This window comes from Clostridium bowmanii, from assembly GCF_018861315.1.
Lineage (GTDB): Bacteria > Bacillota > Clostridia > Clostridiales > Clostridiaceae > Clostridium_AD > Clostridium_AD bowmanii.
Map to the genome: position 1 here is coordinate 38,855 of NZ_JAHLDL010000033.1, position 13,369 is coordinate 52,223.

Below are 13,369 nucleotides of genomic sequence, written 5' to 3' on the forward strand. Positions count from 1 at the left end.
TATTTATAATGAAATATGAGGACTTCTAGCCACTTCACAAAATTGGTTAGAAGTCTTTTTAAGTATAATATATAGAAGGAAGGCAAATAAATGTATTTGCCATGGAGGTAAAAATGGGTAAGAATCATAGTGTTAGGAATAATTTTGTCTACAATAATATTGAAAAAAAAGGGAAGAACTTTATGTATAAAAATCTTGAGAGAAGCAATTGTTATAATTGTGATTTTACAAGGTCAAATTTTGACTTTGTAACTTTTAGAGGTGCACATTTTAAAGCCTGTGTTTTTTTCGAATGTACATTTAAATGGGCTGAATTTATTGGAACAAATCTAAAGGGCAGTGATTTTAAAAATACTATATTTGAAAATGCTATATTTGACTCCGTGAATTTAGATGGGGTTGATTTCAAAGATGCAGAATTTAAAAATACTATATTTTTATCTACTGATCTTACAAAAGCTAAAAATCTTAGTGTTAAGAATACGGATACTAGAGTATTTAGTGAAATGCCTGAACTTGAAATTAGTGAAGACCTTCGAATTGCTGTTGTAAATGCCATGAAAAACAAACATGTAAAAGCAGCAAGAGTTCTTGATACAAAAGATGGCGGTATTAACATGATAAGTTTAATGATATTACTAGAAAATTTTGATGAAAAATCCTTAACTAGTGGATTAAATATGATTCAATCAGAACTGGATTGTGACTTTTACACCTTAAGTTATATAGTTAAGTATTTGAAAAACAATATGTAATTAATCTCGCTTGTGATTTTTGCTATGACATTAAAAAGGTAAGGAGACATAATATGAATGGAAAATCACATCAAAAAATTGCAATGTTATCCTATGCAATAGTAGCAACAATACCTTCTGTTAATTCCCTGCCAATATTCAACAATAGCTATATACATATACATATACCTATGGGTATAAGCCTTATAGGTCTTGTTACTGCAGGTCTTTCAGGATTACTTGTTGATGCGGATAGTCAACATAGCAAAATAAACCACATGAACCCACTTACAGGTACAAGTAATAAAGTAATAAATAATATAGAAAAAATATTAAAGTTTTTGTTAAGATTATTCTTAGGAGTTGGACTAGGTGCACTTATTTTATGGTATTCACAAACTATTATAGGACAGCTGGTTGAGCTAAAATATATAGGGAGATATGCTCCTATAATTACATATTCTATATCTTTCATTTTAATATTTTTAGGAGTATCTAATGAGAGAATTTTTAAAAGGATTCCTATAATTGGGTCAGTTTATAAAAAAATATCAGCTATAATAAGTGTGGGATCAAATGACTTTGTAAGAATTTCCATGTTTTTAACTTACGCTGGTGGGAGTGCAATTTTGGCAATTTATAACTTTACTAATTCCAATGATCCATTTATATATATTATTTGTATTTTACTAATTGGAATAGCAACCTTCCCTCATAGATCATTTTTGCACTCAATAGAAGGTGTTACTATTTTTACTATTTCAGCCAGCTATGTATTTAATAAATTAGGGTATGAATATTTAACAGGATGTTTTTTTGTCGGATATATTAGCCATATTTATTGGGCCGACATATTAACAAAGGAAGGAGTTCCATTACTTTCAATGCCAAGGTTTATTGCGCAGTTATTTAAAAAATTGGGTTTTCACAATAAATTTGTTCATGCTTTAGAAAAAATAGGCAAGTTTAAAGTTAAATTACCACCCCATATTACCACAGGCTCCGATGCGGGGAATTTATTTGAAGTAATATATATCCTGGTATTATTCGCAGTGCTAGTAATAGGTTTTACTGTTTATGGTGGAAAATTCACAGTAATTTAAATAAGGACTTTTTTTAAGAAGCCAAAAGTATACAAGAGGTTTATAATTAGATGATAAAGGAAAACATAGAGGAGAGATTTTATGAAGTTTGTTGCAGATTTACATACACATACTATAGTTAGTGGCCATGCATACAGTACACTCATGGAAAATGCAAAATATGCTAGTGAAATAGGTCTTGAGATATTAGGTGTTACAGATCATGGTCCTAATATGCCAGGTGCTCCTGATCTTTGGTATTTCGGAAATTTTAAAGTGCTTCCAAGAGAATTGTACGGTGTTAAAATGCTTTACGGTTGTGAAGCTAATATAATTGATTATGAAGGTAATCTTGATATACCAGTAGAGGTGCAAAAAAAATTAGACGTAATGATAGTTAGTATGCATGAACCTCTAATGGAAGGTGGAAAGAGTTCTGATTTAAATACGGCTACTATTTTAAAGGCTATGGATAATCCAAATGTGAATATTTTAGGGCATATGGGAAATCCGAAGTTTCCTATACACGAGGAAGAAATAGTAAAAAAGGCAAAAGAAAAAAATATACTAATAGAGTTAAATAATAGTTCTTTTGTATCTTCAAGATTAGGCAGCGACGTCAATTGCACTAAAATAGTAAAACTTTGCAAAGAATTTGGACAAAGGATTATTGTAAATAGTGATGCTCATTTTTGTTATTGTATAGGAAATTTTAGTGTTGCAGAAAAAATACTCAAAGACGTAGATATGCCTGAGGAACTTATAATTAATACAAATAGAACAATGTTAATAGATTTTCTTCATGAAAAAGGTAAAAATATATAATTTATGAATGCACCTAATTCATTTTGCCCTTAAGGAACAAAGGAGTACATAGCCATTTTAACTATATACTCCTTTGTTCGGATAAGATTGTAAATTTTATTAACTTAATTTCCTTAACCCGTTTATTCTTTCTTTAAAACTAGTACAGTTCTACTAGGTGAGTATATTATAATACCAATCTTACCTTTCTTCTTCCGCAATTTCTCGGTATGGTAAATATAATCTTTTGCTATTCTTCCCTGCCCACCAAATGTTTTGTCATCACTATTAAACACAATCTTATATTCGCCCATCTCACCTGTAGGAAGCTCATATTCAGAGAAAGATTCCACTGGGTTAAAATTAAATAAAAATACTAGCCCACCTTTTCTGAAAGCAAGCAATTTCTGCTGCTCATCAGTCCAAAGATTTTGTAAATCAGAAGAGCCTAAAACATTATAGGTTTTTACTAAAATTAACATTTCTCTATCAAAATTTGATAAATATTCATACTTGAGCTCTTTATTTTCCATTAGACTCCATTGTCTTCTTGCATAATGATAACTCCAGTTGTTACCCTCCCTTGGAAAATCAATCCATTCCGGATGACCAAATTCATTACCCATGAAATTCAAATAGCCTTCTCCACCTAAAGTTATGGTAATAAATTTAATAAGTTTATGAAGTTCCATGGCTCTTCCTATTATCAAATTATCATCATTTTTTGACATATGAGTATATATTTCCTTGTCTCCTAAACGGAACATTAAGGTCTTATCACCTACAAGTGCCTGATCATGAGATTCAGAATAGCCAATATTCTTTTCCCGAGGCCTTCTACTAGTTAATTCATGCCATAACTGATTCATGCTCCATTTCTCATCGGGCAACTCTTTTAGTATTTTCACCCAAAGATCAGGTACCCCCATAGACAAACGATAGTCAAAACCCAAACCACCAAAGTCTACAGGTAAACACATTCCCGGCATTCCACTCATATCTTCTGCTATAGTTACTGCATTAGGGTTCAGTTCTCTTATTAAGTCATTTGCAAATTGAAGGTAAGTAATTGCGTCTATATCTGTATCCATACTAAAGTATTTACTGTAATCGGAAAATTCTACTCCGAGTCCATTATGGTGATATAACATGGATGATACACCATCAAAACGATAACCATCAAAATGATATTCCTCTAGCCAAAACTTAATGTTTGACAAAAGAAAATGAAGAACCTCTGGTTTCCCATAATTAAAAAGTTTTGTACCCCAGGCGGAATGATTCCCTAAAGCTCCAGTATTAAAGAACTGGTAATCTGTTCCATCGAACTCATTAATACCCTCTGCAATATTCTTAATTGAATGAGAGTGTACTAAGTCAAGTAATACCGCAATACCCATTGTGTGGGCGGTATTTATTAATACTTTCAGCTCTTCAGGAGTTCCAAACCAAGAAGAAACAGCGAAGAAATTAGATACTTGATAACCAAAAGATGCATAATAAGGATGTTGCATTATAGCCATAAGCTGTATTGTATTATAACCAGCAGCTTTTATCCTTGGAAGCGTAATTTCTGTGAATTCTTTAAAAGTACCCATTCCTTCTTTTTCCTGTGCCATACCAACATGAGCCTCATATATAAACAGTGTATTCTCTTTATCAAGATTAAACTCACCATCTTGCCACTTAAAATCATAATCCGGTTGCCAAATTTGTCCTACAAAATCATGAGTAATAGGATCTTGCACAGTCCGTTTAATATAAAGAGGAATTCTATCTCTTGATACATTTTTAGCTACTACTCTTACCTTGACACATGACATATGTTTTAAGGTTTGTACTCCTGGCAAAAAAATCTCCCAATTGCCATTCTCTTTTTTTTGAAGTGGATGTGCTTTTGCATCCCAACAATTAAAATCGCCAATTAAATAAAGAGCATCAGCTGCCGGAGCCCATTCTCTATAAACCCATCCATCCGCTACTAAATGAAAACCGTAAAATAAGTCTCCATTGGCAAAAGACTCAAAGCTTTGATTATTTTGAAGTAATTTTTTTTTGCAAGAATTGTAACTATTTACTCTAAGTTGAATATCTTTTTCATATGGTTTGAGATATGGATCAATCTCTATTATTTTTATAGATTTATTCTTGTTTTTATTTATATTTTTATTATCATTCATAAAAAAATTCCTTTCACATTCATATTTATTTTAAACAAAATATTCTGTACACAATATATCTAATTCGACTAAATATTTTCAAATCCTTTGTTCTTTATTAATTAAATAAAAACAATTTAATATTTGTCCAAGATCATATAAAAGAGGATATGAAGATATAGTTGCAGAAGTTTAATATTTTTAATTTTAAAAGCGATTTCCTAAATTAGTAGGAAACCGCTTTTGTTTTATTTAAAATATTGAGAATTTCAAAATAAATGCTGCAAATACTATTGATACCATTGAAAGTAACTTGATCAATATATTTATGGCTGGACCGGAAGTATCCTTAAATGGATCTCCTACAGTGTCGCCTACAACAGCCGCTTTATGACAATCTGATCCTTTTCCACCTAGGTTTCCAGCTTCGATATGCTTTTTGGCATTATCCCAAGCTCCACCCGAATTAGCCATCATAACCGCAAGTACAAAACCTGTTACAGTTGCTCCTGCAAGTAGTCCTGCCACTCCATTTACACCTAAAAGTATTCCAACCGTTATTGGAACAATAATAGCTAGCAGTGCTGGCGTAACCATTTCCTTTTGAGCAGCTTTTGTGCAAATATCAACACAAGTTGCATAGTCAGCTTCTGCTGTACCTTCCATAAGACCTAATATTTCTTTAAATTGTCTTCTAACTTCTACCACTATAAGTTGTGCTGTTTTACCTACTGCATCCATGGTGAGTGCTGCAAATACAAAAGGCACCATTCCACCTATAAATAGCCCTATAAGAACTTGAGGATTTAATATTGACAAGTTAAAAACAAAATCCAAGTTCTCTTTTTTTACGATGATTTCCACTTGATCTCTGTATGCTGCAATAAGCGCAAGTGCCGTCAAAGCTGCTGAGCCTATAGCGAACCCTTTCCCTGTAGCGGCTGTAGTATTTCCGAGTGAATCAAGAGCATCTGTTCTTTCTCGTACTATAGGATCTTGATGAGTCATTTCTGCAATACCACCAGCATTGTCTGCTACTGGACCATAAGCATCTGTGGCCAATGTTATACCTAATGTACTAAGCATACCTACTGCGGCTATTCCTACACCATATAAACCCATATTATAATCTATTGCTCCTCCAGCAAAATAGAAACTAGCAAAGATTGCCACAGCTACTATTATAACAGGAAGAAAAGTAGACATCATTCCCAGTGAAAGACCGCCTATTATAACTGTAGCTGCACCAGTTTTTGTTGTTTCAGCTAATTTTTTAGTAGGCTTGTACGTATCTGAAGTAAAGTATTCTGTACAAAAGCCAATTAAATTACCTGCTACAAGCCCACTTAAAATAGCAAAATAAACTCCGATGCGCTCCATTCCAAGTACATTCCATACTAGGAAGAAAGAAAGTATTGCAATTATTGCAGAACTTACATAGACACCTCTCCTGAGAGCCGATAGTAGAGCTTTTTGTTCTGCTTTCTCCCCTGATTTAACAAAGAAGGTTCCAATGATAGACGCAACTACACCAATTGCTGCTATTACCAAAGGAATCGTAACACCTGAAACCCCAAGCCCCGCTGCTACGGCAAGAGCTGCAGTGGATACTATTGAACCAACATAGGATTCATAAAGATCCGCGCCCATACCAGCTACGTCTCCAACATTGTCTCCAACGTTGTCAGCTATAACTGCAGGATTTCTTGGGTCATCCTCTGGAATTCCAGCTTCAAGCTTACCAACAAGGTCTGCGCCTACGTCTGCTGCTTTAGTGAATATGCCTCCACCTACTCTAGCAAATAATGCCATGGAGCTAGCTCCCATTCCAAAGGTAATCATTGCACTTGTTATATTTTGAATTCTTGCTGCTTGATCTAAATTTCTATAGAAAAAATCCAATAGATAATACCATATGCTAATATCAAGAAGTCCAAGACCTACAACCGTAAGTCCCATTACTGCACCACTTGAAAAAGCGACTTTTAAAGCACTGTTAAGACTCTTTCCTGCTGCATGTGTAGTTCTAACATTTGCACGTGTTGCAATTTTCATTCCTATAAAACCTGAAAGACCTGAGAAAAAACCTCCACTTATAAATGCAAAAGGTACAAATGGGGTAAGAAACCCAGTTGCTGCAAGTATTCCTAGGAGTATAAACATAACTATAAAGAAAAGAGCTACTCCCGTGTACTGCCTTTTTAAATAGGCATCTGCACCTTCTCTAATAGCAGTAGCAATTTTTTTCATCTGATCCGTTCCCTCATCTTCTTTTAATACCTTCATTGCAAGATATCCAGCAAAACTAAGGGCTAACACGGAACAAATTGGGGCTAAGATCAATAAATTCATAATAACTGCCTCCTAAATATTTTAGTAATAGGATTCACTTTGTGATCTATTTAATTTCCTCTATTTAATTTCCTCAACTACCACCTCGAATTCCTTATCATTTACTTTTATTTTATAATTCTTTGTACTTATTATGGTGGTTCTTAATTTTGTCACACATTCTCTTATATTATGGAAGTTGTTCATATATTCTCTATATACTTTATGAGCTTCCTGAATGCCTATTGATTTAAACCTTACATTGTCACCAGGCTTTAACTGTCCAACTATATTTATATCCGGGGTTATTACTGTAGCAATTTTTGTGTATCCCCCTGTAGTTTGCCTATCCGCCATCATAATTATTGGTGATCCATGTCCTGGAACCTGCACCGACCCCATGGTTATTCCGTCAGATATAATGTCTGCACCTACTTTGTGAGAAATTTTAGTTCCGGATAAGCGGTATCCCATTCTATCAGCTTCATTTGTTACTTCATAGGGACAATTTAAAAATGTATTTGTACCCACCTCTGTAAAATAATCATCTTGTGGTCCCATTACTACTCTTACCATATTATCCTTATTATAACATGGTATAAACTCAGTTGGAAGTCTTAATACATTAGTAAAATTACTTTCATCTGAACCTCCAATTTTTATCTCGTCTTCAGCCTTTAATATTCTTCCCTGAAAACCTCCAACTTTACCCTTAACATAGGTGGACTTACTACCCATAACCTCAGGCACATCGATACCATGGGCTATTGAAATATAACTTCTGCAACCATTTTTTACAGTTCCAAAGGAAAGTACATCACCTTTTGATACTTTAAGTCCACACCACATATCCACAACTACACTATTTATCATTGGTACAAGATTTGCTCCTGTAACTGCAATTAGAGCATTACCCTGAAATTTTATTTCTGGTCCCATAAGTGTAACTTCTATACATGCTTCACCATCACTGTTTCCCACTAGAATATTTGCAATTTTTAGAGAAAATTGGTCCATTGCACCTGAGACAGACATTCCAGATTTCTGATAATTATATCTGCCCTCATCCTGGATGGTGGTATACATACCCGGTTTTAATATTTTCATTATTGTCATATACTCACCTTCTTTTCTCTTATGATAACTTTATATTTACCTTCACTCTCTAAAGCCTCAATATTTTTATATTCCATCGCATCTATTTGTACAAACTTTATATAATCACCTGCATTTAATAGTATAGGTTCCTTCTTATATGGATCATACAATTTAACAGGAGTCCTACCAATTAGTTGCCAGCCACCAGGACTTTCAATAGGATATATACCAGTCTGTTTCCCTGCAATTCCTACACTTCCAACTGGTATTTTAGTTCTTGGGGTTTGCAGCCTAGGCGCTGCTATTTTATGGTCCATGCCTCCAAGGTAAGGAAATCCAGGTGTGAATCCTAACATATAAATTAAGTACTCATTGGACGTATGAATTTTTATTACTTCCTCTGGAGATATTTTATTGTGCTCTGCCACAAACTCAATATCAGGGCCATACTCTCCTCCATAAAGTGTTGGTATCTCTATAACCTTAGCATCAGGCAATTTCATTTCATCCATTTTGGACAAGATGGATTTTACTTTATTTATAATCTCATCTAGTTCTATTAACATAGGCTCATAAATCACCATTAATGACCTATATGTGGAATAGTCTCAATTATTCCTATAATAGCTTCTTTATCCATTGCCAGTGTGAGACTTCTAATTTTAGCATTACTCTCCTCTTCAATTTCATCTCCAAATTCTATAACTAATGCTTTATCTCCAGCCATTAAATACTTTACTTTCTCATACATATATGGTTCTCATCTCCTATTTCAATAGTGCAGCTATTCCGCTCATGGACTGATAGCCTGCAACAAGTGCTAATATTACAACAATATAACCCAAATACATAAGCCACTTTGCGTGCTTATATTCCCCAACAATATCTTTCCTTCTAGAAGCAATAAGTATTATTCCAAGTGCAATTGGAAGGATTAATCCATTTAATGAACCTGCTAGTATAAGTAACTTTACAGGCTTACCTATTGTAAGGAATATTACGGTAGATATAGCAATAAACCCTATTATAAATTTTGAGGTGTGTTTGTTAAAAATTGGCGCAAGTGTTTTTAAAAATGATACCGATGTATAAGCTGAGCCAACCACTGATGATATAGCGGCTGACCAAAGAACAACTCCAAAGAACTTGTAACCCAGGTTACCTGCTCCAAGTCTGAATGCTTCAGCTGCAGGATTTTCTATGCCAAGTGGTTTACCTATGTTAACAACCACTCCAAGCACAGCGGCAAAAAGAAGTATTCTCATAAGCGATGCTACTAATATACCAATTATTGAGCTCCTATTTATTTCTCCCAAATTCTCCTCACCTATAATATTAGCATCTATTAGTCTGTGTCCTCCCGCAAACGTAATATAACCACCTACTGTTCCACCCACAAGTGTTATAAATGGCAAAAAGTCAAACTTAGTTGGTATAAATGTACTTACAATCATTTCTCCAACAGGAGGCCTAGTTTTAAATGCTACATATCCCACAACAATAATCATAAGAACACCTAGTACCTTTGTAAAATTGTCCATTGCTTTTCCGGCTTCCTTAGAAGTAAATATTATAACAGCTATAACAGCACTAATTGCAGCACCTATTTTAGCATCTACTCCGAAGATAACGTTAAGACCAAGTCCAGCTCCTGCAATATTGCCTATATTAAATGCAAGTCCCCCAATACATATTAGCACTGCTAAAAAAATACCAAGGCCAGGAAGTGTCTTATTCGCAATGTCCTGTCCTCGAAGGCCCGATACGCCAATAACTCTCCATATATTGAGTTGTGCTACAACGTTTACAATAATAGTTAGTAATATAATAAATCCCAAGTTAGCTTTATACTTTTCTGTAAATACTGCGGTTTGAGTTATAAATCCTGGCCCTATGGCAGATGTAGCCATAAGGAAAGCTGCTCCAATCAACACTCCCCAATTATTTTTATTTTTTGCGTTTGAATGTTGTTTTTCTGAATGTGCCTTGTTATTCATTAATTCACCCTCTATATTATGAATTGATGTAGTGGTTTTATTTCTATTCTAGCCTTTGATAGTTCTTCCTTTATAAGACGTACGAACAGAACTGCCTCTGGATTGTCTCCATGAACGCATATGGAGTCTGCCTTTATATCTAGCTCTTCACCGTTTATTGCAGTGACTTTCCCCTCAGTTACCATTCTTATTACCCTTGAAATAGCAATATCTTTATTAATGATCATTGAACCAGGAAGGCTTCTTGCCACAAGGCTTCCATCGGGATTATATGCTCTGTCCGCAAAAACTTCATTTGCAACTTTCAATCCTTTTTCCACTGCCGCTTTAACCATTTCACTTCCTGCAAGTCCCAGAACTATCAAATCCCTATCCACTTCCCATATACCTTCTATTATTGCCTTGGCTAATTTTGCATCTTTTGCTGCCATGTTATACATTGCTCCATGAGGCTTTACATGTTGCATTTCGCCTCCTGTGGCTTTTACAAAACCATATAGCGCTCCAAGCTGATATATCGTATACTGCTTTGCCTCGTAGGGAGATATTATCATATTTCTTCTTCCAAAACCCATAATATCAAAAAATCCAGGATGTGCACCAATACCTACACCATTTATTGTAGCCGCTTCTACAGTCTTTCTCATAACAATAGGGTCACCTGCATGCCATCCACAAGCAATATTAGCTGATGATACATATTTTAGTACCTCATCATCAATTCCAATTTTATAAGCTCCAAAACTCTCTCCTACATCACTATTTAAATCAATAAATTTCTCCATACTATTTTGCCTCCTTTTTCTATTAATGGTTAGAGAAGTATAAATACTACTTAGATTATACTTCCCTAAATAATACTTATTTCCTTCTTTTCACACATAAAAAGTCAGATTCTGCATTAACCCTATTTTACTGCTTTTTTCAAATAGTACCCCATTATTCCCTTTACAATAGGTACCACATAGTGGCTTTCACCTCTGTTTTTGACGTCCTCTATAATCATAGATACTACTATTTTAGGATTTGCTGTATCCATGCATATAAACCATCCATTTTCTTCAGCAATTTTGTCATCAGCATTTTTTTTAAGTTCTGCTGTTCCAGTTTTGCCTGCAAGAGCTATACCCTCAATTTTTGCTCCATGTCCCGTACCCGCAGTGTTTTCTATAACTGCATAAAGACCATCTTTAATGAATTTTATATTAGCCACAGAAACTGCATTGGTTTTCCATGCTTTAGATGTTATTTTTTCATTAAAACTCTCTAATGTTGGAGACATGATATTACCATTGTTAACAACTGAGCTATAAGCTAATGCAAGTTGAAGTGGGCTCATAAGTACCTGTCCTTGACCATATCCACTATCCGCTAATGATACGTCATCTTTAATTTTATTATCATTGGCTACCTGTGATTTTGCTATGGGATAACCTACAGGCAGTTGCTCGCCTATTCCAAAATTATTACTTCCTTTTATAAATTCCTCTTTGCCAATTTTAAGCGCTGCCATTGCAAAGTATATGTTATCAGAATGTACAAATGCATCTTCTAAATTAACTGGCTTTCCAGGATCTGAAACCCTAGTAATATTATGAGGTCCCCAGGATTTATCCTTTTGCCACTTTGTTCCCTTTATGTTTATAAATTCATTAGGTTTTATCTTACCTCTATCTAACCCAATTGCAGCCGTTACCATTTTAAAGGTAGACCCAGGAGAATATACAGCCTTAAATCTATTTTTGAATGGATCTTTACCGCTTTTCCATGCACTCCTCTGGCTATTGGATATATAAGTGGTCCGTGCATTTGAATCATATGATGGAGAGCTAACTAAAGCAAGCACTTCCCCACTTTTGGGGTTTATTGCTGCGCAGGCTCCTGCATCCTTATTCATTTCACCATATATTTTTTTCTGAAGTTCAGAATCTATTGATAACTTTATATTTTCACCATCTTTAGATTCTTTTTTAAGAATAACAAGGTTTTGGGTTTCCTTTCCATCCTTTTCTTTTGATATATATATTGTTGCTCCATTTTCTCCCTTAAGCCTTTTTTCATTGACCTGCTCTAAACCTGCCTTACCTATTAAGCTCACTGAGGTATACCCTTGTCCAGGCAGTTTTTCTAGTTCTTCCGCAGTTATAGGCTCGATGTACCCTATAAGAGACCCAAAGGCTTCTCCACCAGGATATATTCTACCTTCAGGTTTATTATGGATTACACCTTCAAGCTTCATAACTCCAGCTATTTTTACTTTTTCACTAGGCAATATGTTAATAATAGGTACAAATTGATCTAAATCTTCTTTACCTTTTAGTTTAGTTTCTATAACTGAAGCATCAATATCTAGTATCTTAGACATTTGTGATATATTAGTGTCCTTACTTTTAATAAATCTGTTAGGCTGTATTCCAATGCAAACAATAGGAGCATTTATAGCAAGTGGTTTTCCATTTCTATCAACAATTTCTCCACGTTTAGCAAGTTCTGGTTTTATCCTAACCTTATCTCCTGCTTCCATATTTGGAAATATCATTTTTTCATCCCAAACTAATGTCCATTCTTTTTTTGTGAAGAGATCCCATTTCTTTTTATTATTTACTTTTTCTTTCACCATAGTTGCCTTGTAGCCTGGCATATTCAATTTTCCTGCGGCTGTATTCATAGATATGGAAAATGGTATTTTAATAGTATTTTTATTTTCATCTTTTATTTCATTTTCTACTTTCATTGACATGCCTTTAGCTTCTATACCACTATAAATAGCTGTATATTTATCTACAAATTGCTCTTCAGTTATTGTTTCCTTAGTTTTAACTGAAAGCATGCTATACATAGTTTTGAAATCCTGTTTTACCCAATTATTCTTATATGTATTGAAAGTTTTAGTTGCACTGTCCCCTTTTGTAAAAAAAACTATAAAGCCCGTAATTAATATTGCTATAATTATTAATGTTGTAAGAATAATTACTTTCATTTTTTTTCTTGGCATATTGTATCACCTCTTACTTATTATAGCACTCTGACCATTTAGTTTAAATAGAGGTTAAAATTACTCTTAAACCTAATATAAATCAAGTAGGAGGCTAATCATTATTTGATTAGCCGACCTCTTACACCACCGTGCGTACCGTTCGGTACACGGCGGTTCAATAGAAATT

9 protein-coding genes and 1 pseudogene are annotated in these 13,369 nt (G+C 34.2%); 3 read left to right on the forward strand and 7 right to left on the reverse strand.

The annotated features are described in order from the left end of the window. Positions 1-113: 113 nt before the first annotated feature. From KPL51_RS18445 to KPL51_RS18455, 3 genes are all read left to right on the forward strand, one after another. Positions 114-755 carry a pentapeptide repeat-containing protein gene (locus KPL51_RS18445; RefSeq protein ID WP_224854449.1) on the forward strand — a complete coding sequence of 214 codons (642 nt, stop codon included), beginning with the start codon at positions 114-116 and terminating at the stop codon, positions 753-755. Between the two features lie 53 nt (positions 756-808). Beyond that, the gene (locus KPL51_RS18450; RefSeq protein WP_216164701.1) at positions 809-1,837 is read left to right on the forward strand and encodes a metal-dependent hydrolase; all 1,029 of its coding nucleotides are present in this window, start codon (positions 809-811) and stop codon (positions 1,835-1,837) included. A gap of 81 nt (positions 1,838-1,918) precedes the next feature. Then, on the forward strand, positions 1,919-2,641 hold the full coding sequence (locus tag KPL51_RS18455; RefSeq protein ID WP_216164704.1) for a phosphatase: 723 nt from the start codon (positions 1,919-1,921) through the stop codon (positions 2,639-2,641). 122 nt (positions 2,642-2,763) lie between these two features. On the opposite strand, the gene KPL51_RS18460 is transcribed toward KPL51_RS18455, so the two are convergent. From KPL51_RS18460 to KPL51_RS18490, 7 genes and pseudogenes are all read right to left on the reverse strand, one after another. Beyond that, complete coding sequence (locus KPL51_RS18460) at positions 2,764-4,800, reverse strand: alpha-amylase family glycosyl hydrolase (RefSeq protein ID WP_216164706.1); 2,037 nt, start codon at positions 4,798-4,800, stop codon at positions 2,764-2,766. Positions 4,801-5,031: 231 nt separating this feature from the next. Then, positions 5,032-7,131, reverse strand: coding sequence for a sodium-translocating pyrophosphatase (locus KPL51_RS18465; protein ID WP_216164709.1), 2,100 nt, complete (start codon positions 7,129-7,131; stop codon positions 5,032-5,034). A gap of 60 nt (positions 7,132-7,191) precedes the next feature. Further along, positions 7,192-8,226, reverse strand: coding sequence for a 5-oxoprolinase subunit C family protein (locus KPL51_RS18470; protein ID WP_216164714.1), 1,035 nt, complete (start codon positions 8,224-8,226; stop codon positions 7,192-7,194). Further along, positions 8,223-8,959, reverse strand: a pseudogene (gene pxpB, locus KPL51_RS18475) (5-oxoprolinase subunit PxpB). Before pxpB ends, KPL51_RS18470 begins: the two are co-directional and overlap by 4 nt. Before the next feature lie 16 nt (positions 8,960-8,975). After that, positions 8,976-10,205, reverse strand: coding sequence for an NRAMP family divalent metal transporter (locus KPL51_RS18480; protein ID WP_216164717.1), 1,230 nt, complete (start codon positions 10,203-10,205; stop codon positions 8,976-8,978). Positions 10,206-10,216: 11 nt separating this feature from the next. Next, a complete protein-coding gene (locus KPL51_RS18485) occupies positions 10,217-10,990 on the reverse strand; it encodes a LamB/YcsF family protein (protein WP_216164720.1) in 774 nt (257 codons plus the stop codon). A 122-nt stretch (positions 10,991-11,112) separates the two neighbouring features. Beyond that, on the reverse strand, positions 11,113-13,200 hold the full coding sequence (locus tag KPL51_RS18490) for a penicillin-binding transpeptidase domain-containing protein (RefSeq protein ID WP_216164723.1): 2,088 nt from the start codon (positions 13,198-13,200) through the stop codon (positions 11,113-11,115). Positions 13,201-13,369 lie beyond the last annotated feature (169 nt).